At 66.4% G+C, this 23,266-nt stretch carries 19 protein-coding genes; 16 read left to right on the top strand and 3 right to left on the bottom strand.

What is annotated here, in order from left to right; all coding sequences use genetic code 11:
* Positions 1–562 precede the first annotated feature (562 nt).
* Together E2C06_RS29100 and E2C06_RS29095 are read left to right on the top strand one after the other, a co-directional pair.
* Positions 563–841 carry a helix-turn-helix domain-containing protein gene (locus tag E2C06_RS29100; RefSeq protein WP_133292087.1) on the top strand — a complete coding sequence of 93 codons (279 nt, stop codon included), beginning with the start codon at positions 563–565 and terminating at the stop codon, positions 839–841.
* Positions 842–2,143: 1,302 nt separating this feature from the next.
* On the top strand, positions 2,144–2,641 hold the full coding sequence (locus E2C06_RS29095) for a DUF6675 family protein (RefSeq protein ID WP_338324247.1): 498 nt from the start codon (positions 2,144–2,146) through the stop codon (positions 2,639–2,641).
* A 233-nt stretch (positions 2,642–2,874) separates the two neighbouring features.
* On the opposite strand, the gene E2C06_RS29090 is transcribed toward E2C06_RS29095, so the two are convergent.
* Positions 2,875–3,762, bottom strand: a complete 888-nt coding sequence (locus E2C06_RS29090; RefSeq protein ID WP_133292085.1) for a LysR family transcriptional regulator — start codon at positions 3,760–3,762, stop codon at positions 2,875–2,877.
* 104 nt (positions 3,763–3,866) lie between these two features.
* Here E2C06_RS29090 and E2C06_RS29085 point away from each other — a divergent pair, with 104 nt between their 5' ends.
* From E2C06_RS29085 to E2C06_RS29060, 6 genes are all read left to right on the top strand, one after another.
* Positions 3,867–5,441 (top strand): trypsin-like serine protease, encoded by a 1,575-nt coding sequence (locus tag E2C06_RS29085; protein ID WP_165982734.1) that lies wholly within the window; start codon positions 3,867–3,869, stop codon positions 5,439–5,441.
* Between the two features lie 313 nt (positions 5,442–5,754).
* A complete protein-coding gene (locus E2C06_RS29080; protein WP_133292083.1) occupies positions 5,755–6,570 on the top strand; it encodes a class I SAM-dependent methyltransferase in 816 nt (271 codons plus the stop codon).
* Positions 6,571–7,203: 633 nt separating this feature from the next.
* Complete coding sequence (locus E2C06_RS29075) at positions 7,204–9,039, top strand: sensor histidine kinase (protein WP_206664742.1); 1,836 nt, start codon at positions 7,204–7,206, stop codon at positions 9,037–9,039.
* Positions 9,036–9,434 (top strand): response regulator, encoded by a 399-nt coding sequence (locus E2C06_RS29070; RefSeq protein WP_133292081.1) that lies wholly within the window; start codon positions 9,036–9,038, stop codon positions 9,432–9,434. Before E2C06_RS29075 ends, E2C06_RS29070 begins: the two co-directional genes overlap by 4 nt.
* A complete protein-coding gene (locus tag E2C06_RS29065) occupies positions 9,431–10,678 on the top strand; it encodes an adenylate/guanylate cyclase domain-containing protein (RefSeq protein ID WP_133292080.1) in 1,248 nt (415 codons plus the stop codon). Before E2C06_RS29070 ends, E2C06_RS29065 begins: the two co-directional genes overlap by 4 nt.
* A gap of 270 nt (positions 10,679–10,948) precedes the next feature.
* Positions 10,949–12,511 (top strand): hybrid sensor histidine kinase/response regulator, encoded by a 1,563-nt coding sequence (locus tag E2C06_RS29060; protein WP_165982733.1) that lies wholly within the window; start codon positions 10,949–10,951, stop codon positions 12,509–12,511.
* A gap of 105 nt (positions 12,512–12,616) precedes the next feature.
* Here the strand turns inward: E2C06_RS29060 and E2C06_RS29055 are convergent, their stop codons facing one another.
* Entirely contained in the window at positions 12,617–13,600 is a 984-nt protein-coding gene (locus E2C06_RS29055; RefSeq protein ID WP_133292078.1) for an ABC transporter substrate-binding protein, read from the bottom strand.
* 333 nt (positions 13,601–13,933) lie between these two features.
* Here E2C06_RS29055 and E2C06_RS29050 point away from each other — a divergent pair, with 333 nt between their 5' ends.
* The 8 genes from E2C06_RS29050 (at position 13,934) to E2C06_RS29015 (ending at position 20,492) form a co-directional block, all read left to right on the top strand.
* Positions 13,934–14,527 (top strand): OsmC family protein, encoded by a 594-nt coding sequence (locus E2C06_RS29050; protein WP_133292077.1) that lies wholly within the window; start codon positions 13,934–13,936, stop codon positions 14,525–14,527.
* Positions 14,528–14,593: 66 nt separating this feature from the next.
* A complete protein-coding gene (locus tag E2C06_RS29045; RefSeq protein WP_133292076.1) occupies positions 14,594–15,832 on the top strand; it encodes an NAD(P)-binding domain-containing protein in 1,239 nt (412 codons plus the stop codon).
* 17 nt (positions 15,833–15,849) lie between these two features.
* Positions 15,850–17,019, top strand: a complete 1,170-nt coding sequence (locus E2C06_RS29040; RefSeq protein ID WP_133292075.1) for an NAD(P)/FAD-dependent oxidoreductase — start codon at positions 15,850–15,852, stop codon at positions 17,017–17,019.
* Complete coding sequence (locus E2C06_RS29035; protein ID WP_133292074.1) at positions 17,016–17,459, top strand: MaoC family dehydratase; 444 nt, start codon at positions 17,016–17,018, stop codon at positions 17,457–17,459. The genes E2C06_RS29040 and E2C06_RS29035 overlap by 4 nt, the downstream gene beginning before the upstream one ends.
* A 263-nt stretch (positions 17,460–17,722) precedes the next feature.
* Positions 17,723–18,124, top strand: a complete 402-nt coding sequence (gene tnpA, locus E2C06_RS29030) for an IS66-like element accessory protein TnpA (protein ID WP_133292073.1) — start codon at positions 17,723–17,725, stop codon at positions 18,122–18,124.
* Positions 18,125–18,144: 20 nt separating this feature from the next.
* A complete protein-coding gene (gene tnpB, locus E2C06_RS29025) occupies positions 18,145–18,471 on the top strand; it encodes an IS66 family insertion sequence element accessory protein TnpB (protein WP_456305194.1) in 327 nt (108 codons plus the stop codon).
* Positions 18,472–18,529: 58 nt separating this feature from the next.
* Entirely contained in the window at positions 18,530–20,071 is a 1,542-nt protein-coding gene (gene tnpC, locus E2C06_RS29020) for an IS66 family transposase (RefSeq protein WP_133292071.1), read from the top strand.
* A gap of 106 nt (positions 20,072–20,177) precedes the next feature.
* Positions 20,178–20,492, top strand: coding sequence for a hypothetical protein (locus E2C06_RS29015; RefSeq protein WP_133292070.1), 315 nt, complete (start codon positions 20,178–20,180; stop codon positions 20,490–20,492).
* 138 nt (positions 20,493–20,630) lie between these two features.
* Here the strand turns inward: E2C06_RS29015 and E2C06_RS29010 are convergent, their stop codons facing one another.
* A complete protein-coding gene (locus E2C06_RS29010) occupies positions 20,631–22,784 on the bottom strand; it encodes an alpha/beta fold hydrolase (protein ID WP_133292069.1) in 2,154 nt (717 codons plus the stop codon).
* Positions 22,785–23,266 lie beyond the last annotated feature (482 nt).

Here is a 23,266-nt window from a genome sequence, read left to right as displayed (position 1 = left end):
TCGCCAGGGCAGCCGCTGCCTGACGCACAGCGGCGGCGCACATCGAAAGAGCGCCGCTCCGCCCCCAGCGGCATCAGTCCAAAATCCGGTTACCGGGACGGGCTCCTAGGGGCGCAATCAGCGCCCGGCGGGTTTGCTGGGGATCCGCAACTGGCACTAGGCCTGCATCGGGCGGAAAGTGGCGGATTATTTGAAGTTCTGCGCCAGAGTGTGCTGACCAGGTATCGGCGACACGAGGCCGCGGCCGGCGACGGCAACGCGGAACCCTGGTTAAGAGCCCAGCAAAAATCGCTGTGGGATCTTCCAAACCGGTCCTAGCCGGAGGTGCCCGCATGTCTTGCCCTCGCAAGCCAACCGAAGTGCTGGAGCTAACCGACGCGTTCGTCGAAACCCGTCCCCCGCTTGGTCGGGGATCATCCTGTTTCATGGGCTATCCACCCGTGCATCTGACGCCCGACGAGGCCGCAGCTTTGTATGATTTCGTACATAACGCTCCGGTGGATCTCTGGGCTGATACCGGCCGGCTGCCGAGCTACATGCGGCAGGGGAAACGGGGCCCAGCATGACTCACGCCGAGCAGTTCGCGGCCTGGTATGCGGTCGGGGCCACCGTGCGCGAGATCGCCGACGAGGCGCGAGTGCCGCACAGCTCTGTCCTGCAGCACCTGCACGCGATGGGCGTGCCGATGCGGCAGGTGGCCAAGAGGTGCGAATGGCACGACCGGGTCGCGCCACTGCGAGCGCAGGGGCTGAGCTGCGCACTGATCGCCGAGCGGCTTGGCGTCAGCCGGAGCAGCGTCGAGCGGGTGGTGCGAAACAAGCGGGCAGGGGTGTCGGCATGAGCGCGCCGGAGAAGCCTGCGCCGCGGGGCGCCTGACCGGGGCTGTATGTCGACGGGCTGACCATCGTCGAAGTTGCTTAGCTGGCGCGGTGTACGCCGCTGATGGTCCGGCGCGAGCTGGTGCTGCGCGGGGTGATGCGGCAACCGCCAGGTGGGCATCGTGATTCAGCCCAACGCGCGCCCGGCCGAGATGCCGGAGAGCGAGGGGCCGTGTCCGGTGGCCCGTGCCGGGCTGCCCGACTAGGCAGAGGTTGGGGGAGAGCGGGGGAGGCAGCGCGGGCGCGACTGCCGCCAGGGAGAGAATCTGGCCCGCCCCGCAGCAAAAGAATGCTGCTTATATTCAACCCTGAATATGCACATCGCGGCGAGGACTGATCACCCCAGGCACGCTCTCTCCCCTCTGATAAGGGCGGTTATCGGAGCATAGAAGCGCTTGCCCCAATCCGCATAAGATGCTGGAATCGCCGCATGTCCGACTGCGGCCCGCGGCCGCCATGCCGGCGACCGTGCCCGCCACCAATCTGGGTCAAGCGCGCGCCCGTCCTGACGCTCTGGGCCGGCGTGGTGGCGGAGCGCCTCGGGCACCCACCCGACACCGTCCTGAGCCTCGTCAGCTCTGTGGCGGGCACTGCAGTGCGTGCCAAGGCCGGCCGGTGAAGTGCGTTGGCCTCCCTGGAAACAGGCAGGGAGGGACCACAAGAAGCGCGCAGCAACCTGCCCGTCGTGTTGACGTTTGGGAGGCGGATCATCCGGAGCTGCCTGGAGACCGTCATGCGGAAAACCACGCTCTTCGCCATTGTGGCTGCCCTCCTGGTCAGCCCCGCTCTCGCCCAAACGCCACGCGACACGAACCCGAGCATATCTCCTTCGGAGTCATCGCGGGCTGTCGCTAACCAATCGACTTCCCGCGCTCCACAGGCGGGCTCGAGGTCAGAGTCGCCCGCACAATCGGCAGATCAGGGCCCAATCTCCCCCAAGGCGAACCAAGCCCACAAGGGAGGCGGGGCAGTCCTGGAAGGTGCCCCAGGCGCTCCGGCACCAGTGCCCCAGCCCACGCCACCGCACGACGTGCCTCTGCGCCGGTGAGACGGCATGTCAGCTGCGCGCCAGGTGCACCGCCGCAAGGCGTTCGGCGTGAATGGGCGATGGGGCGGCGGGCCGGCATGGTCCTCATTCTGTCACGGCCGCTAGCTGCGCTCGCCCAAGCCGGCGACGGCTCAAGGCCGCCGTGTGGGGGCACGCCGCAGCCATTCTACGCTCCACCCGGTGCGGTGCCGGCGATACAGACTTGGCATGAGCCGGGCTGGACCGCATCCGCCTGCACCGGCTGGACTTCGTCAGGTACCGGTCCGTCAGCGATAGCAGCTGGCGCACTTTAGTCACCGATGCTGCCGCGCTCGATGGGCCGGAGACGCGGCGCCGCCGCGCCGATTTCGTGCCCGCCGAGATGGTCCCCGGCGCGGATCTCTACTTCGCGCAGAAGGACAGCCGCTCGTCCGGCGAGGTGATTTACCGGATGCGGGTGTTGGACCACGGGCCGAGCCGGGTGGCGATCGCGGTCGAGAACATTACCGCGGTGCGCTTCCTTCTGGTGCCCCTGTTCGCGCCCAGTGACCTGCGTTGCACCTCCTACCTCGAGCGCCTGTCGCCAGAGGTGTGGGGTTACTACGGGCTCTGGGGCATTCGGGCCGGCGCGCAGACCTCCCGGCATGAAGCGTTGTCAGTGAACCGGGCGCTGGCGTTCTACCGTCACCTCGCCGGCATTCCGACCAACCAGGAGCCGCCGGCCGCGCGCCGCTGAGCACTCCTTCCACGCAGACAGCGCGCGAGCTCAGGACACTTATCCAGTCTGAGCGGCGACTGCCTTAATCGGCGCCTAACACCACCATTGCGGTCGGCTGCGGCTTTGCGGCGCGCCAGCGCGTATCCCACGCCGTGTTGCAATCAACCGTCATTTCCCACAAGCGGTAGCGCATCCCGCAATCCTACTGGCCAGATATATACAACAACACCGATGCATTTGTCAGGGGAGTTTCACCGGTTGGCAGCGCCAATCTCGAGCAGCGCGTTGCGGACGATCCCCAGCGCCGGTTCTTCCGGCGGGTTCTGCTGCTCGACAAGGGCGAGCGTGCATGGAACCGCGGGCTGCAGAGGGCGTACGACGATCTCGGACGTGGGCTCGGATGCCGTAACATCGGATATGATTGAGACTCCTAGACCCGACGCGACCGCCTTTTTCACCGCCTCAATCGTGCCCATCCACATCGGCGCGCCCTGCAGCTTACAGCCGGCCAACCACTGCATGACGAGCGCGTGCACAGCCCCGCGCGCGTGCTCCAGCACTACCGTCTGCCGGGCAAAGTAGGCAGGCGTAACAATGTCCGGCACGTCTCGCGCGTTGGCAGGAAAGATAGCGACCAGAACTCCCGGCCGCAGCGGCGTAATCCGGAGCCGCGGCGCCTTTACTGGAAGTGTCACCAGCGCGAGGTCAAGCGCGTTCCGCAGCACCCCGTCCACGCTGTCGCGCGTCGGCATGTTCGTCACCAGCAGCTCGATCCCAGGATAGTCCCTGCGCAGTGCCCGCAGAATTGGCGGCAGGTCATACATCAGCGCGGACAGTGTCGTGCCCAAGTGGACCCGGCCAAGCCAACCTTCGCGAAACCGACGCATCGCAGCCTCCGCCGCATCGCATGCGGCGAAAATCTGCTGCGCCTGCATTACCAGCTCCCGCCCCGGCGCTGTCGCGCGCGCCTGCCTACCGCTGCGCTCGACCAGTCGAACGCCGAGGCGCTGCTCCAACTCGCGGACGTGCAGACTTACCGCGGGCTGCGTCAGGCTGAGCCGCCGCCCGGCTGCAGAGAAATTACCGAGTGCGACCACCTCCACGAAGGTGCGCAGCTGGTCGAGGTTCAGGCTCCGCATCCCAAAGCCTACCTTATTAGAGCGATTTGAAAACAAGATTTCCATTCGACGAGCCCGCGCGTCAACTTCTGAGAACACTTGGTCAGAAACTTTGGAGATCCGCCGTGGACCAAATTCTCGAACGTTGGCCGAGCGTTGTGGGGGGAACAATCGAGCCAGATCACAACTTCCCCTGGGTCGTGAACGTCCAGGGAACCCTGACCGGCAAGGGCGTCCTGATCGCTCCGACATGGGTGCTGACCGCCGCCCACGTCGTGGAAACGAGCTTCGGCGGCGTCCGCGTGTCCTACAGCAGGACCAACTCGGCGGGCAAAGCGACCAGGGGTGACCAGACCACGTCGCCGGGGTCGGTTGTTCTTCACCCCAGCTATAAGACGGGGAGTGCCGACTTTGATCTTGCGCTAGTGCGCTTACCGCAGCCATTCCCGTCCGACCCGCTCCTCCAGCCCGCCGCACTTCCAGCTGCTCCGGGCGCCGTGGGTGCAGTCGGGACGATCGCTAGTTCCAGCCACACGGTGACCTTACCCGCCGGCCAAGTAGCGGTGTTGCGAGGACCCATCATCCTCGGTGGCGGGACGACCTTCATTGGCCGCTCGCAGACCGCGTCCCTGTGCCCCGGGGATAGCGGCTCAGGCTTCGTCACCTTCAACGGGAGTGTTCCCGTCGTCACGGGCATAGCGTCGCAAGGGGTCGTCCAGGACTGTACGGTGGTGAACAAGGAGTTCACGGCAGTCGACGTGTTCAAGCACCTTGGCTGGATCCGGCCAACCATTGGCATCTTCAACGCCGAGTTCTACGCGACGAACGGATCCGGCGGGATCGCGATGCTACGCGGGCATGGCAACTGGCGGGATAGCTGGCATAGCATCGTCCCGGGCGACTTCGGCGGCGACGGCCATACGGACCTGCTGCTCTACGACCGGAGTGCCGGGTACGGGGAGTTCTACACTATGGACGGCTCCGGCGGGGTCAGCCTCCTGCGGGCACAGCCGGGTTGGAGGACGACCTGGGACATCGTCGTCCCGGGAAACTTCGGGGGGACCGGACGCACCGACCTCCTATTCTACGACCGCGAGACCGGAACGGCGCAGTTCTATGCGACCGAAGGTGGCGTGATCGGCGGGCTGCGGACTTACACGAACTTCCGCACAAGCTGGGACCTGATCATCCCGGGCGACTTCGGCGGCGACGGCCATACGGACCTGCTGCTCTACGACCGGAGTGCCGGGTACGGGGAGTTCTACATTACGGACGGCTCCGGCGGGATGAAGCTCCTGCGGTCGTACACGAACTGGCGGACGAGCTGGGACATTATTGTCCCTGGCAAATTCGGTGGTGACGGCCGCACCGACCTTCTCTTTTACGATCGCGCTGCTGGCTATGGTGAATTCTACAAGACCGATGGGCAGGGAGGCATCGCTCAACTGAGATCCTACGACGGCTGGCGAAAAAGCTGGACAATGATTGTTCCCGGCAACTTCGCCGATGGGAGCACAACGGATCTCCTGTTCTACGACCGCACCGCAGGTTGGGGCGAGTTTTACCGGAGCAGCGGTAAGGCCAGCCTCTCGCAGCTGAGGACCTTCGGCAACTGGAGGACCAGCTGGTCCCAAATCGTTGCCGGTGACTTCGGCGGCGATGGCTGGACGGACCTCCTGTTCTATGGGCGACCGAGCTGACCAGAGGCCTCACGTGCGGCTGAAGCGATGGCCACTCGAGAGGGCTCTGTCAGGTTGATGCTGCTGCTGAGGTCGCCGCCGGCGCCGCGGCAACGCCCGACCAGTGCTTCGTGTACGAAACCGACACCGGATCCTCCGCTACTACGGCAATGGTTCCGGCAGCGCGACGGCGATCGCCACCTGATCCTCTGGCGCATGGCCGCCCAGAGCCCGGCGGCCGGGCGGGCGCCGGGCTCCACCAGGGCACGGCCGCGCGACGCTGCGCGGCCCGCGCCACCCCAACACGATCCTACCGCACACGGGAGAGAACCCCATGGACACCAATATTCCCACCCCCGACCTCGCTGCGCTCAAGACCCGCCAGCAGGCGACCTGGGCAACCGGCGATTACGCCATCGTCGGCACCACGCTGCAGATTGTTGGCGAGCGTATCTGCGAGGCAGTGGACCTGCGTGCCGGCGAGCGTGTGCTCGATGTTGCCGCCGGCAACGGCAACGCCACTCTTGCGGCGGCCCGGCGCTTTGCACAGGTGACTTCCACCGACTACGTCGGTGAACTACTCGAACGTGGCCGGGAGCGCGCCGCTGCCGAGCGGCTGGTGATTGCTTTTCAGCAGGCTGATGCCGAAGCTCTACCGTTCGATGACGGGAGCTTCGACGTTGTGCTCTCGACTTTCGGCGTCATGTTCACGCCGGACCAGGAAAAGGCGGCCGCCGAACTCGTTCGCGTCGTGCGCCCGGGTGGCCGGGTCGGGCTTGCTAATTGGACGCCGGAGGGCTTCATCGGCCAGCTGTTCCGGACGATCGGCCAGCATTTGCCGCCGCCGGCTGGCATTCGCTCGCCCGCGCTCTGGGGCACGGAGGCCCGCCTTGCCGAGCTGTTCCCCAGCCACCGTGTCGAGGCGTCTTCGCAGGTCTTCACCTTCCGCTACCGCTCGCCCGACCACATGCTGGAGGTCTTCAGAACCTACTATGGCCCGGTGAACCGCGCATTTGCGGCGCTCGACACGACGAAGGCCGCGGCGCTGGAGCATGATGTCCGCGCGCTGTTCACCCGCATGAATCGTGGCGGCACGGACACGCTGATCGTGCCGAGCGAGTACCTCGAAGTCGTCGTGACGCGGTCGTGAACCCGGAATGAGAGCTCGTTTATAATCTGCGTACGAAATAAATAGGCTTTCACGCCGGGGTCTGCACAAAAGGCGGCATCGACCCAAACTCCCCATGCCGGGACGATATCTTGCGCCGGTATCTTGAGTGTTGCTGATTTGACACGGAGATTTGTGTCGCAATGATCTCGCCACGGCTCGGCGATAAGACCCTGATGTACATATGGGTTTATTCGCATGCAGCTAACGCGGGACGGCATGGGTCTGCGGATAAGCCTCGTCGTCCATCCATTGCTCAATCGCATGCTGTGTACACGCTGGGCGACTTACCACTCACATCTAACGGCAATTTTCAGGTTCAACCCAAACCCGCAAACTACCAGCGCATTCGGAGGTATCGTGGAATGATTCTCCATGCTCAAACGAGGTCGATTGACACCTCTGACTTTGGCGGCCATGCCAGAAAGCACACTCCGCCGCAAGAAGTCGTTCCCAGTCCGCTGGATGCGTGCGGCAGCAGCCGCGCTTGTACCATCAGGCTTGGCGCGACGCTTCGCCCGTGCCCTTATCGGTCTAGTGGTTATCGCGCTCCTCGTGAGTGGGGCGGTCAATATGTGGCTCTCTTACAAAGAGGCTACAGCATCAGCTGTGGGCGTGCAGCAGGAGAAGGCGCTCGCGGCGGCCGAGCGGGTGGCGCAGTTCGTCGCCGAAATCGAAAACCAGATAGGATGGACCACCCGGGCCGAATGGGCGCGAATAAGCGTCGACCAGCGCCGCTACGACCTGATCCGTTTGCTGCGGCAGACGCTGGCGATCACCGACGTGCTCTTTATCGATGGCGAGGGCCGCGAGCAACTGCGGCTCTCGCGCCTTGAGCCAGACGTGGTCGGCGGTGGGGCCGACCTTTCGGCCGACCCGCGCTTTACGCGAGCGGTTGTAGATCGGGTCTGGTACGGCCCCGTCTACTTTCAGCGTGGATCCGAGCCATACATGACGCTGTCCATCGCTCATGCCGGCCGCAAACCTGGCGTGACCTCGGTCAACGTGAATCTGAAGCTGATATGGGACGCGATCACGGCAATCCGGGTCGGCGAGGCGGGCTACGCTTACGTTACTGATTCTGCCGGCCGGCTCGTCGCCCACCCCGACATGAGCCTCGTCCTGCGCGCGACAGATCTTTCTCACTTGCCCCAGGTCGCGCGGGCGGTCCGGAACGCGGATGGCGATGGTGACGGGTTCACGCCCGAGACCGTGGTCGGCCTGGACGGGCGGGCGGTGCTCTCGGCCCACGCCTCAATCCCTCGGCTCGGCTGGCTCGTCTTCGTCGAACTGCCGCGCCGTGAGGTTTTGGTCCCGGTGATGGCCACCTTTTCCCAAACCCTGATACTGCTGGGCGTGAGCGTCCTCCTCGCCCTCTTGCTGGGTGGATGGCTCGCGTGGCGCATGGTGGTGCCCATCCGCCAGCTCCAGGCTGGTGCCCAGCGCCTTGGGGAAGGCGACCTGGCCCAGCGCATCCCGGTCGCCTCCACGGATGAGATTGGCGCACTCGCGCAGCGCTTCAATGTCATGGCGGAGCGCGTCCAGGAGGCGCAGGAGACGCTGGAGACCAAGGTCGCCGACCGGACCCACGCGCTCGCGCGCTCCCTCGAAGACCTGCGCGAGGCACAGGACCGGCTGATCCAGACCGAGAAGCTCGCCTCGCTCGGCCAGCTCACGGCCGGAATTGCCCACGAAATCAAAAACCCACTGAATTTCGTTAACAACTTCGCCGACTTGTCCGTCGAGCTGCTGCAGGAGCTAGAGGACGCGCTTGCAGCAGTTGGGCCTTCCCTGCAACCCAAGCTGCGCGAGGAGGTCGCCGAGTTGGCCCTGATGCTGCGGGACAATCTGGCCAGGATAGTCCAGCACGGCCGACGGGCCGACAACATTGTTAAAAACATGCTGGCCCATTCCCGCGAGGGCGGCGGCGAGCGGAGCTTGGTCGACCTGAACGCTTTCGTTGAGGAAGCCTTGAACCTTGCCTATCACGGCGCGCGGGCCGAGAAGCCGGGCTTTAATATCGAGCTCGCCAAGGCTTTCGACCCGACGGTCGGCCAGATCGAGCTTTACCCGCACGAATTCACCAGGGTGCTGCTGAACTTGATCAGCAACGGCTTCTACGCGGCGCACAGGAAGGGCCTCAACGACGCGCCGGAAGGCTTCCAGCCGGCGCTCTCCGTCGCTACGAGGGCACTGCCGGATCGAGTCGAGATCCGCGTACGCGACAACGGGGTCGGCATTCCCGACGCGGTGAAGGCACGTATCTTCGAACCTTTTTTCACCACCAAGCCGGCGGGCGAGGGTACCGGCCTTGGGCTCTCCCTATCGCACGACATCGTGGTAAAGCAGCATGGCGGAACCATTGATGTTGTGACGAAGCCCGGCGATTTTACTGAATTTGTCGTCACCCTACCTCTGGTTGTGGCGCCGCCGGCCGGGAGGATGGGATGAGTCAGCACATCCTCATCGTGGATGATGAAGCTGATATCGAGGCGTTATTCCGCCAGCAGTTCCGGCGCGACCTCAAAGCGGGTCGCTTCAGGATGGAGTTCGCCACCTCGGCTCAGCAGGCCCTCCAGATCATAGAGGGGACGGCCGGGCACGAAATCGTCCTGCTGCTCTCTGACGTTAACATGCCGGGGATGAGTGGCCTCGATCTACTTCCACGGGCCAAGGCGGTGCGCCCCGACTTGGCCGTGATCATGGTCACCGCCTATGGCGACATCGAAACGCGACGTCGCGCGGTGGAGGGTGGCGCAGAAGGCCTGCTGCCGAAGCCAATCGACTTCACCGCCCTGCGGGTCGAGGTGGAACGGCGCCTCGTGCAGCGGAGGGCCGGGTCGTGACGACGATCCTCGTCGTCGACGACGAGCCGGATCTCGAGGCGCTCGTCCTGCAGCGGTTCAGGCGGCAGATCCGCGCGGGCAATCTGGCATTCCTGTTTGCGCGCGACGGCGTCGAGGCGCTCGACTTGGTCGTGCGTCATCCACGGATCGACCTTGCACTCGCTGACCTCAATATGCCGCGCATGGACGGGCTCACGCTGCTCGGCCGGCTACAGGAGGTGGAGGACCCGCTCGCCACGGTGATTGTGTCCGCTTATGGCGACATGGCGAACATACGCGCTGCCATGAACCGCGGGGCCTTTGACTTCCTGACCAAGCCGATCGACTTCGCCGACTTGGAGGCGACAGTCGCCAAGACGCTGCGCCACGTCACTGTCCTGCGCGAGGCCCGCGCCCGGCGGGCCGCCGCGGAGCGCGCACATGCAGCACTCGCCCGCTACTTCTCACCGAACCGTGTAGCGGAGCTTGCTGCGGAGTCTGGTGCGCCGAGCCTGGCCAGCCAGCGCCGCGACGTGACGGCCGTCTTCACTGACATCACCGGCTTCACTGCTCTGGTTGAGACCGTGGAGCCGACCGTGCTCACGGACCTCCTCAACGGCTACTTTGCGGGCATGACGGACATCGTCTTCGCCCATGGCGGCACGATCACCAAGATCATGGGCGACGCGCTCCAGGTGCTCTTCGGTGCGCCCGATGACGAACCAGACCATGCGGGACGCGCAGTCGCCTGCGCGGTTGCCCTCGATACTTTCGCGGAGGGGTTCCGCAGCCGGTGGAGGGCTGAGACGATCCTGCTCGGCGCGACCCGCATCGGCTTGCATTCCGGCGCGGCCCTGGTCGGCGATTTTGGGGGTGGGCGGTACTTCGACTACACGGCGTATGGGATCACGATCAATACCGCCGCGCGGCTCGAGGCCGCAAACAAAGTTCTCGGTACGCGCGTCTGTGCTAGCGCAGCGGTGGCCACACGGGTTCCGGGCTTCCGGGGCCGCCCCGCTGGCGACCTGCTGCTGCGAGGCCGCAGCGAACCCCTGCGCGCATACGAGCCGCTTTCACCTGAAGGTTCTGAAGACTCGGCCACTGGCGCCTATGCCGCCGCCTTCCAGAAGCTTGCCGCGGGCGATCCAAGCGCGCTCTCAGCCTTCGCAGCGCTTGTAGGCACGGACGCGACCGACACCCTGGCGAGCTTCCACCTGCGCCGGCTCCTCAACGGTCAGACCGGTACCAAGGTCTCGCTGCAATGATCACCCCGTCGAGCCTCTCAGGCCGATACCAGAAAGCCGTCAGGTGGTCGCCCGAGGCGATTGCCCGAGCCGCTTCGGCCTGGAATCTGCAGTCTTTGCCCTGCGTGTATTCCGGACTACCCGGAGGTCTGGCGGGTTCGGCATCGTCCTGCTGCTCCCTGGCATCGCCATGACTGCGATGACAGACCTCGACCTGCTGCCGAAGCCAATCGACATCGCCGCCCTGTGGGCCGAGGTGGAACGGCGCCTCGTGCAGCGGAGGGCCGGGCCGTGACGACGATCCTCGTCGTCGACGACGAGCCGGATCTCGAGGCGCTCATCCTGCAGCGGTTCAGGCGGCAGATCCGCGCGGGCAATCTGGCATTCCTGTTTGCGCACGATGGCGTCGAGGCGCTCGACCTGGTCGCGCGTCATCCGGGGATCGACCTCGCACTCGCTGACCTCAACATGCCGCGCATGGACGGACTAACGCTGCTCGGCCGGCTGCAGGCGCTAGCGCCGCCGCTCGCTACGGTGGTCGTGTCCGCCTATAGCGACATGGCAAACATCCGCGCCGCCATGAACCGCGGTGCCTTTGACTTCCTGACCAAGCCGATCGACTTCGCCGATCTCGAGGTGACGGTCGCCAAGACGCTGCGCCACGTCACTGTCCTGCGCGAGGCCCGCGCCTCCGCGGCCGAACTCCAGCGCCAGCGCGAGGCACTGCAGCAAACGGAGAAGATGGCGGCCTTCGGCTCCCTGCTCGCCGGCGTGGCACATGAGCTGAATAACCCACTCTCCATCGTCCTCGGCAGCGCACTGATGCTTCGGGAGCAGGTGGATGGTCAGCACCCGACCATCGCCGAGAAGGCGGAGCGCATCCATCTGGCCGCCGATCGGTGTGCCCGGATCGTGCGTAGCTTCCTCGCCATGGCACGCCAGCAGGCGGCGGTGCGACGGCCGCTGGAAGCGCGCAAAATAATCGAAGACGCCCTGCAGCTCCTCGCCTATCAGCTGCGCAGCGATGGCATCGAAGTCGCGCAGAACATTCCGTTAGGGCTGCCGCCGCTGCTTGGTGATGCCGATCAGCTTCAGCAGGTGATCGCCAACCTGCTGACCAATGCGCGTCAGGCGCTGGAGCAGCGGCCATCAACGCGCCGGATCAACCTCGTGGCGCGAGCTGATGACGACGCCGTCGAGATCACCGTGGCCGACAACGGGCCTGGCGTCTCCCCAGCGCATCGGACGCGGATCTTCGACCCTTTCTTCACCACCAAGCCGCTCGGGGCCGGCACCGGGATCGGGCTGGCTGTTTCCCGCAGCATCGCGGAGGTGCACGGCGGATCCTTGTGCCTTGATGAGGCACCCGGAGGTGGCGCCTGCTTCGTGCTGCGGGTGCCACGGGCGCCTGCGGAAGAGGCGCCGGGCAACGGAAACATCAGTTGCCAGGTCGAGGCAGGCAGCGCGCAATCTAAACGCCGCGCGCTGGTGGTGGATGACGAGCCCAACCTTGCCGGCATGCTGGCGGACTTCCTCGATCCACTCGGCTACCGCTGCGACCTCGTGGCAACGGGACGCGATGCCCAGCGCCTGCTGTCCAACCAAGACTACGATGCTATATTGTACGACCTACGAATGCCAGAGGTGGGTGGGCAAGCCCTTTACGGCTGGCTGGAGGAAAATCGGCCGCATCTGTGCCGGCGCATCGCCTTCATTACCGGCGACACGCTGAACCCGGCCTCCGGCGACTTAATGGCCAGCACGGGCCGGCCCGTGCTCGAGAAGCCTTTCAGGCCAGACGAAGTTCGCCGGATCGTCGCTGAGTTAGCTGCGGATGCGCCAGGCGAGCGCTGACCTCCTCACCCAGACTAACTGCAGGAGCAAATTGGAGTTCGGACCTGATCCGGGCGCCGGCTATCGACGACGTTCAACGACTGAGCATCGCCGGGATCGCCTTGCCTACTCGATCACCTCGTCGGCCCGTGCGAGGAGCGACAGCGGAACAGCGATGCCGAGGCTTTTGGCAATCTTCAAGTTGATAAACAACTCAAGTTTCGTGACCCGCTGCACTGGCAGATCAGCAGGCCTCTCGCCCTTGAGCACGCGTCCGGCATAGACCCCGGCTTGACGGTGGGACTGCACGAAATCGCCGCCGTAGCTCATGAGTCCGCCACCGATGGGGAAATCCCGGGACTGGGTGATCGCGGGCACGGCGTGGTGGATGGCGAGTTCAGCCAGTTGCTGGCTCCGGAAGGCGAAGAAAGGGTCGGAGGTGAAGACCAGGCCGCTCGCATGCAGCTGAGGTACCGCTGCGAACACGGATTCGAAGTGCGGTTCGGTACTGGCCTGCAGAACTGGAAGCTGCAGCCCGAGAGTGGCCGCCGCAATCTGCAGCTTCTTCAGCTGCGCATCAGCGGTGGGACTTGTCGGATTGACGACGACGCTGACAACGGCAGCGTTCTGAGCCACCTCGTGGAGAAGTTCCAGCCGTTTGAGGCTGGCCTCAACGCTCAAACTCGACACCCCTGTAAGATTGCCTTCCGGTCGATTGAGGCTGCCCACAACCCCGAGTGCGACAGGATCGCCACCCATCTCGAATACAATGGGAATCGTCGAGGTTGCTACCTTCGCAGCGAGTGCAACGGGAGCGCCACCGGGCGCGACGATCGCTGTCACCTGATGGTTGGCCAGATCGGCCGCAAGGGCGGGTAGCCTATCGTAGTAGCCTTCCGCCCAGCGGAACTCGATGGCGACGTTGCGGCCCTCGACATATCCCGTTTCGGCGAGACCGTCGCGGAAAGCACGGATGCGACTGCCGAAAAGTCTTGGCGACTCAGGACAGAGATATCCGATGACCGGCAGCCTAGGTACCTGCGCGTGTCCTGCAGCAGATGGAACTGCAGACACCATGCCGGCCAAGGCCATGAAATCTCGCCGCTTCATTCAACAACCTATGAGCGTGAACGCAGCCGGGCCTGAGTCTAACGGTACCGTGCCGGTCTAGTCGATCAGTCTTGTCATCGGCTGGTCGCCTCGGGGCGGCCATTGCTGACTTGTCTGACCATCGGGTAATCCGCCCGGGCGAGGCATGGGCCGTGGCGCGCGCCGGGATCGGCGGGCCGGCGCTAGCAGGAGGACCGGCGCCCCGGCTCGATCCCACGGCCGACACTGCCATTTCCACGATGGTTCACACGGTCACCTCCACGGCCGCTCCTTATCAAAGGGCCGACCCCGACAGGCAACAGGCCGGTCGAGGCAAGTCAGAGGAGAGCCGCCATGGACACCCACGTCACCACCGACATGCCCGCCCCGAAGAAGCTGCCCGTGCCGCGCAACGGCGTCGACACCCCGAAGCTCTTCGCCACGATCGCCGCGGTTGCTGACCAGCCCTCGCTCGCCGCCTTCAAGTTCCGCGCCCAGGGCAAGTGGATGGGCGGCACGCACTGCCGCAGCACCGTGGCCGGCTTCTACGGCGTTGGCGGCGAGATGAAGCACGCCATGCCCTTCACCGCCGAGAGTGACCACCCGAAGGTTCTTTGCGGTGAGGACCAGGGACCGACGCCCGTCGAACACCTGCTGCACGCCCTGGCCGGCTGCCTCACCGCCGGCATCGCCAACATCGCCGCGGCGCGCGGCGTCACACTGGAGTCGGTGAGCTGCATGGTCGAGGGCGACATGGACCTGCGCGGTATCCTCGGCCTGTCGCAGGAGGTGCGGAACGGCTTCCAGGCGATCCGCGTGACCTTCAAGGTCAAGGGCGATGCACCAGCCGAGATGCTGCAGAAGATTATCGACCAGTCGCGCGCCCGCTCGGCCGTCTTCGACATCCTGACCAAGGGTGTGCCCGTCTCCATCGCCCTGGAGGCCTGAGCGACACGCTCCTCCGCCGGCGCAGCGCGACAAGCGGCGCCGGCGGTGATTGCCCCGGAGGGACCCATGCAGCGCATCTCTGTCGTCGTCATCGGCGCCGGCCAGGCCGGCCTCGCCATCAGCCATTGCCTTGCCGGTCGCGGCGTCCCGCATGTCGTCCTGGAGCGCGGACGCATCGCCGAGCGCTGGCGCAGCGAGCGCTGGGACAGCTTGCGCCTGCTGACGCCCAACTGGATGACCCGGCTACCCGGCTGGTCCTATCGCGGTGCCGAGCCCGACGGCTTCATGGCGTCCGGCGACTTCGCTGGCTACCTCGATGCCTATGCGGGCGCTACCGATGCTCCCGTCGAATGTGGTGTCACGGTGCAGGCCGTGCGGTTCGGGCGGCGTGGCTACCGCGTGGAGACCAACCGCGGCACCTGGGAGGCCGCAGCGGTCGTCATCGCCACCGGCTACTGCGACCGGCCTGCCATTCCCGACCTGGCGCAGGCGCTGCCCGCTGGCATCCGGCAGGTCACGCCTTCCGACTACCGCAACCCGGCAGAGCTGCCCGCAGGTGGCGTGCTGGTTGTTGGAGCCTCGGCCACTGGCGTTCAGTTGGCGGAGGAGATCCAGCGCGCCGGGCGGCAGGTGCATCTCTCGGTGGGCCGCCACACCCGCCTGCCGCGACATTACCGCGGCCGGGATATCTGGTGCTGGCTGGAGCGAACCGGCTTGCTCGATGAAAGGACGACCGAGGTGTCGGATCTCGCCCGTGCGCGGCAGCAGCCTTCCTTCCAGCTCGTCGGCCGACCCGACGGCGGGACGACTGACCTCGGCACCCTGCAGGCGGCGGGGGTGCGGCTGCTGGGCCGCGCCACGGGCCACTCCGGCGGCGTGCTGCATCTGCAGGATGACCTGGAGGAGACGGTCGAGGGCGCGCAACGGGCGCTTGAACGGCTGCTGGCGCGGATCGACGGCTTGGCCGACCAGGCAGGCGCATCGCCCGAGCCCGGTGTTGCCCATCGCATCCGGGTAGGAACAGCTCCCACCAGCCTCGATCTAGATGCAGCGGGGATCGGCAGCGTCGTCTGGGCCACCGGTTTCCGCCGCGACTATGGCTGGCTGCAGGTGCCTGTCCTCGGGACCGACGGCGAAATCGTCCACCAAGGCGGCATCACGCCGGCGCCGGGGCTCTTCGCCCTCGGCCTTCGCTTCATGCGGCGGCGGCGGTCCAGCTTCATCGACGGCGTCGGCCAGGACGCCCGGGAGCTGACCGAGGCGATCCTCGACCATTTGACGCTGCCCAGCCGCGTCGCCGCCTGACCTAGGGAGTACAGATCATGTTCGCACTGCAGAGCTACGATGCCCTGGTGGTCGGCGCGCGCTGCGCCGGGGCCGCTACCGCGATGCTACTCGCACGACAGGGCCTTCGGGTGCTCTGCATCGATCGTGCCGTCTACGGCGTCGATACCATGTCGACCCATGCGCTGATGCGCGGCGGGGTGCTGCAGCTCCACCGCTGGGGCTTGCTGCCTCGCATTGCCAAGACAACGCCAGCGGTGCGTCACACCGTCTTCCACTACGGCGAGGATAGCATCGAGCTTGCGCTGCGAGCCGGTCCAGGCGGCGACGCGCTCTACGCGCCGCGGCGCACGATACTGGACCGCGTGCTGGCCGATGCGGCAGGGGAGGCGGGCGCGGAGGTGCGGCACGGCTATCACCTCGTGGAGCTGCTGCGGGGCCCGCATGGGCGCGTCACCGGTGCCGTGATCCTCGGCGAGGATGGTCAGCGGACGGAAGTCGCCGCTGGCCTGGTGGTCGGCGCCGACGGCATGAGCTCAGCCGTCGCGCGGCTGACCGGCGCGCCGCAACTGCACCAGGGGCTGCATGCCAGCGCGGTGATCTACAGCCATTGGTGCGGCCTGCATGCGGAAGGCTACAACTGGTATTGGCGCGAGGGCGTCAGCGCCGGCGTCATTCCAACCAATGACGGGCGGCACTGCGTCTTTGCTGCTCTACCACCGGTGCGTCTGCGCGCCTCGGCTGGGCAGGCCTTGGCTGATCTGTACCAGCAGGTGCTGGCGGAATGTTCTCCTGCCCTCGCTGAAGCCGTCACGGACGCCGAGCCTGCGGGCCGGCGCATTGTTTTTGGTGGGCGGCGCGGATACCTGCGCCAGGCATATGGGCCGGGTTGGGCCCTGGTCGGCGATGCCGGCTACTTCAAGGACCCATTGACCGCACATGGCATGACCGATGCCCTGCGCGATGCTGAGCTGCTGGCGCGTGCGGTTTCGGAGGACACCGTGGCGGCTCTCGCCGCCTATGCCGAAACGCGGGACGCCATGTCGCTGCCACTGCTGGCGGCCAGCGACGCCATCGCCTCTTTCGCTTGGTCGCTCGAAGATCTGAAGCAGCACCACCAGGCGCTGAACCGGGCAATGAAGGCGGAGGTGGAGCACCTCGCCGGACTTGAGGCTTCTACTTCCATTTGGCAGGAAAAAGCAGCATGACGCACGACACACCCTGGCGGCGTACCCTCAAGGGGCGTCCGGAGCATGGCAGCATGGCCGAGCGGAGCCGCCAGACAAGCATGCGCGACGTAGAGATGTTCTCCGCCATGACCGGTGACATGAACCCGCTGCATTACGACGCGGTGCTCGCCGCCGCCTCGCCTTTCGGTGGATTGATCGTACAGGGCGGTGTCACCTCCGGCCTGCTGAATGCGCTGGTCGCCGAAGACCTGCCCGGTCCCGGCACGGTGTTCCTTCAGGTCGAGTGGCGCTTCGTGAAGGCCGTCCTGGTCGGCGAGGAGATCACTGGCCACGTCGAAGTCATCTCGGTGCGAGATGACAAGCCGATTTGCACGCTGAGGACGGAGGTGCGCAACGCGGCTGGCGAGGTCTGCCTGACTGGGTCGGCGGTGACCTACACGGTGCCGCTGCAGGAATAGCGGCGCGCCTCTGCGCGGGCGCAGTATGGAAGGCCGGCCGGGTCGCAATGCCCCGCGCCGGCCTTCATTTATCCGAGGCAAGGCTGTGTTTCGCCTCACAGCGGCGCGGTCACGGTGGTGCAAAAACCACGTGTCGTTTGGTTTTTCCAACGCCTGCTTCCACGGCCCTGCAGTAAGCGTCCGGCCTCGGGCGCCTTCCCTGGCCGCTGACGTCTGTTGAGGCTGGCGGCCTTAACGTCGGGCGTAAGGTCGGCTGTAAGGTCATGGGCAGCGGGACGGTTGAGATCATCACCGGGCGCGAGCGGCGGCGCCGTTGGAACGTGGCCGACAAGCTCCGCATTCTCGCTGAATGCGATGCGCCCGGCGTGCAGGTGGCAGAGGTGGCGGCTCGACACGGCATCTACCGCAGCCTGGTGTTCCAGTGGCGGCGCCAGGCTCGGGATGGCCTGCTGGTGGCCGAGCCGACACCGGAGTTCGTGCCGGTCCGCGTTGCCGTCGCCGATCGTCAGGACGAGGTGCTGCCCGAACCGGAGCCTGCGCCGCCACCATCATCCCGGAAAGCTGCGGCGATCGAGATCGAGCTGCCCGACGGCATCCGGGTGCGGGTCGGGGATGAGGTCAGCCTGGTCGCCCTGCGGCGTGTGCTGGCGGCGCTGCGCGGGTGATCCCGGGACCGCCGCCTGGCGTGAGGGTCTGGTTGGCCGCGGGCCCGACCGACATGCGGCGCGGCTTCGACGGGCTTGCGCGGCAGGTGCAGGAGGCACTGGGGCAGGACCCGTTCAGCGGCCAGCTGTTCGTCTTCCGCGGCCGCCGCGGCGACCTGGTCAAGGCGCTGTGGTGGGACGGCCAGGGCCTGGTGCTCTACGCCAAGCGGCTGGAGCGCGGGCACTTCGTCTGGCCACAGGCCAAGGACGGCGTGGTGTCGTTGACGCCCGCGCAGCTCTCGATGCTGCTGGAGGGCATCGACTGGCGCATGCCCGCCCGTACCTGGCGACCGGAGATGGCGGGATAGCGTCGGCTCGCAGGGGATTCATTCGGCACGACGCGACGGCATTGAGGATGATGCCGTCGTGGTCCTCGATCTCGCCACCCTGCCTGACGACGCCGACGCGCTGCGCGCCATCGTGCTGGCGCAGGCCGCGGCGCTGGCTGATCAGCGCGCACTGATCGAGCGGCTCCGGCTGCAGCTGGCCCGGCTGCGGCGTATGCAGTTCGGCCGCTCCTCCGAGCGGCTCTCCCGCGAGGCCGACCAACTGGAGCTGGCGCTCGAGGAACTGGAGACGGAGGCGCCCACCTCGGCGCCTGTCGAGGATCCCGCGGACGCCGCGGCCCGGCCGGAGCGCCGCAAGCCTGCCCGGCGGCCGCTGCCGGAGCACCTGCCGCGCGAGGTGATGGAGCACGGCGCCGATGTGCAGGCCTGCGAGGCCTGCGGCGGCACGCTGCGCCGCCTCGGCGAGGACGTGACCGAGGTCTTGGACTGGCTGCCGGGCCGGTTCCGTGTGCTCCGGCATGTCCGGCCGAAGTTCTCCTGCTGCGGCTGCGAGGTGATCACGCAGTCCCCGGCGCCGAGCCTGCCGATCCGCCGCGGCCGCGCCACGGCGGGGCTGCTCGCCCATGTCCTGGTGGCCAAGTACGCCGACCACTTGCCGCTGTACCGCCAGAGCGAGATCTACGCCCGGGCAGGCCTCGAGCTGCAGCGCTCGACCCTGGCCGACTGGGTCGGCCAGTCGGCGGCGCTGCTGCGGCCGCTGCTGGACGCCCTGGCCCGGCATGTCCTGGCGGGCGCCGTGCTGCATGCCGACGACACGCCGGTGCCGGTCCTCGCCCCTGGTCTCGGCAGGACCAGCACCGGCAGGCTCTGGGCCTATCTCCGCGACGAGCGGCCGCACGCCAGCACGATCCCGCCCGCCGTGCTCTACCGCTACAGTCCGGACCGCCGGGCCGAGCATCCCAAGGCGCATCTCGCCGGGTTCTGCGGCGTGCTGCAGGCCGACGGCTATGCCGGGTTCGACGGACTGTACGACGGCGGCCAGGTGCAGGAGGCGGCCTGCTGGGCGCATGTCCGACGCTACTTCTTCGAGTTGCACGCCACCGGCCAGGCGCCGCTGGCGACCGAGGCGGTGCGCCGCATCGCCCTGCTCTACGCCATCGAGCAGGACATCCGCGGCCAGCCGCCCGATGCGCGGGCCAAGCAGCGCCAGGCCAGGGCCGGGCCTCTCCTCGAGGGCCTGCGCACCTGGCTCGACGCGACCCTCGCCCGGATCTCCGGCCGCAGCGATCTGGCCGTAGCCATCCGCTATGCCCTCAGCCGATGGGAAGCGCTGACACGCTACGTCGCGGACGGCAGGCTGGAGATCGACAACAACCCGGTCGAGCGGGCCATCCGGCCGCTCGCCCTCGGCCGGAAGAACTGGCTGTTCGCGGGCTCCAACACCGGCGGCCACCGTGCCGCGGCAATCGCCTCGCTGATCGCCACCGCCAAGCTCAACGGCCTCGACCCGGAGGCCTACCTCCGCCGTGTGCTGGAGCGCATCGCCGACCATCCCGTCAGTCGGGTCGCCGAGCTCCTGCCGTGGAACCTGCCAAGCGACGCAGCTGCCGCAGCAAGCTGACGGTCTATCGCCGCATCACCGGACGCTTACGCCCTGCACACCGGCGGCACCGAAAATCCTGATCGTGGGCCGATGCGGCCCGAGCAACAGGACAGAGGAGACCGCCATGCACCACCAAGCCCGCCATTCGAGCTGCCACCATCCTTGGTGGCTGCCCGTGCTAGGGCTCGCCATCGTTGTGCCGAGCCTCGCCCTTGGTGCCCCGGCGCTGGAATACGGGCCGGAGGCGGAGGCCCGCTTCCGTATGAGCTGCGAGGCAAGCGGCGCGGCTCCGCGCGACTGCCAAATCTTCATGGAGGCACTGCAGTCCCACCTTGGTTATGCCGCCTTCCTTGAGACTGCTGCCATGGATCCAACCTTTGAGACGCTCGCCGGCAAGCTGCCGCGCCCCGCTCCGCTGCGTCTGGCGAGGCAGCCATGAGCACGCCGGCACGCGCCAGCTTTTGGGCGCTCCGCGACATCTGGGCTTGGCTGAGCGGCACCGGTTACCGGCCGGAGCGGCATTATATGCGCGGTGGCCCCGGCCAGACGCCGCGAGTCTGAAGTGGGTCGCCAGGGGTCACAGCGCGCTGTAATCCCAGCTGCCCGAGGCATCGTCCTCGGCGAGAAAAGCGCGGACCTCGCCGAGGAAACGGCCCCAGGCCGGCTCGTCCTCCAACAGGATGTGGTTGCGGCCCTCGAGCGGGACGAAGCGTGCGCCCGGTATGCCCATCGCTAGCCGGCGCCCCTCCTCGAAAGGCACCACCTCGTCGCCGGTGCAATGCAGCACCAGGGTGGGAACCGTCACCTGCGGCAGCAACGCCTCAATCTGGATCGCGCCGAACATCTCCTGGATCCGTATCGCATTCTCCGGCGACGTCGTCATCCGCTGCAGCTCGTTGAACCAGCGCGCCTGTTCGATCGTACCATCTGGGATAAAGAGGCTGGTAAAGGCCTGCCGGAAGGCCGGGCTGTCGGCGCCCCAGCCATGGCGCATCAAGGTAATCAGGGCTTGGCGGGTGGCGAGCTGCGCCGGGCTCGACCGGTGCGTCCAGCCGCGCGCATAGCCGCCATAGAGGATCAGCCGCGATATCTGCCCCGGATGCTCCACCGCATGCGCGACGGCGCAGGCGCAGCCCTGCGAGATCCCCAGCACGGGAAAGCGTGTCAGGTCTGCTGCCGCGATCACCGCCTCCATATCGCGCTGGCAGGCCTCAAGCGACAGCTCCTCAATCTGCCTATCCGATAGGCCGTTGCCCCGTTCGTCGTAGCGGACCAATCGGCGTCCGCGCGACAGCTCGCGCATCCAATGGCGCCAGACTGGGCTTTCCCAGTCGAATTCCAGGTGAGTAAGCCAATTTGCCGGCTTCAGCAGTGGCGGCCCCTCGCCGCTTGTCGCGTAGGCGATGCGCACGCCGTCGGTGGCGAGACAGAAGCGGATTTCCTGCTGCGGAGGCGGTGCGACCTCCTCGGTCGGCGGCTGTACCGGGATCATCTGCGGGTCCGGTCGGGCAGCAGTTGCCGGAGCTTTCTCCGCCTCGGCACGGCGTAGGATGATGCGGATGCGGGCGCGCAGCTCACGCAGATCAAAAGGCTTGGTGACGTAGTCCTCGGCCCCCAGTTCAAGTCCGACGACGCGGTCGACAACTTCGCTTGCAGCGGTAAGGAAAAGAATCTTCGGGCCGCCCGCGCCAGTACGCAGGCTCCGCGCAACTGAAAAGCCGTCCTCGCTTGGCATATTAACGTCGAGGATGACGAGATCGGCCGGCTCCTCAGCCAGCAGGCGACGCATTGCCTGGCCACTGGTTGCCGTACGCACCGCAAACCCATGCCCACCAAGATACTCCGCAACCATGCGGCCGAGCTCTGGCTCATCGTCCACGATGATCAGACGTTTCACATCCTCTCTCAAATCTCTTGATGTCGGTCCTGGAAGAGCGGATGCATTCGCGGCTGCCACCGGTAGTCTGGTGGCTGTGTCCGTTTGCGGCGCCGCGGTGTGGCGGGACGATGGGGGAGCCCGGAGGTCACGCGCGGCAGCCGCAAGCGGGCCGAGCGGCAGGCCTGCCTCCTGCAACAGGCGCGTACCGGTCTCGCAGTGCTGCGCGGCCTCCTCACGTCGGCCTAACCGTGCCAGCAGGGCGACGAGTGCGGCACGTGGCCTTGCCGCAAAGGAATCCAACTCAACCAGACGCCTGGCATGCGGCAAGGCTTCTTCTGGTGCTGTCGCAGCAAGTCGGCTGACCAGAGCGTCAAGCACAGCCGCATGATGCCGCCGCGCATCCTCACGCTCTGCCAGGCACCAGGCCTGGAAGTCGGGCTGTCCTGGCAGCTCCAACCCTGATAGGAAATCGCCTTCGATATTATCCACCACAGTGCGCAGCGTCTCGATGCCAACGCTCTCCAGCGGCCGTGTGGCCGTCTCTCGCAACGTGCGAAGATCACACCTTGCGCCTTCGGGCACATAGGAGACGGTCTCCCGTTCGGCGAGGATCCGAGCGGGTCCATTCGGCTCATCCACCAATCCGCGCAGCTTGCTGAGGCTCCAGCGCAGCGCGCCGCGTGGGTCGTCAGGGACCTCCCAGAGCATGGTGCAGAGTTTCTCGCGCCGTTGCGGCCGGCCAGTCGCGACGAGGTACCCGAGCAGCGCGCGTGTCTTCCTTGAGGGTGGTAGCGGCAGCGCCTCTCCGTCGCGCAGCACCGTCATCTCACCCAGAAGCTGGATGGTCAGCATCGCCGCTCCCACCTGCAGTGCACGCCACCGTGGCAGTGCGTCGCATGCATCACAGCTTGGCCCAGACCGCTAAAGCATCAAACAATTCCATCAGCCGAGGCAAGCATTCTGGTCGTCGCCAATTCCACGCTGGCACCTACGCCGCTTGCCACGAACAACTTGGAACCTGCCTCAGGCTCGGCCCACCGGCCCTCATCGCACCTGAGGAGAGGAAATATGTTACCAATTCCGATCGTAAACCTGGTCTGTAGCCAAGGCGCGCGCGATGCTGCTTTCATAGCCTGGCTGCTGCTGCGGCGGGGCAACGCGTTTGCGCGCTATGCAATGACAAAGGCAGTGCGGCGCCTGAGCGACTGCCAGGGACTGCAGAAGCTAGCCGCTCTTATTCATCACGGGCCTACGGTGCGGCTGGCGGGCGTGGCGTAAACTGCTGATTGCGTTTACGGATTTGGGTGTCGAGACCAACCCGCAGCACCTCAGGC

It is taken from the genome of Dankookia rubra, assembly GCF_004355005.1.
In the GTDB taxonomy this organism is placed as follows: domain Bacteria; phylum Pseudomonadota; class Alphaproteobacteria; order Acetobacterales; family Acetobacteraceae; genus Paracraurococcus; species Paracraurococcus ruber_A.
The sequence above is the reverse complement of the archived record's forward strand: the minus strand, read 5'-3'. Positions and strand labels throughout refer to the sequence as shown.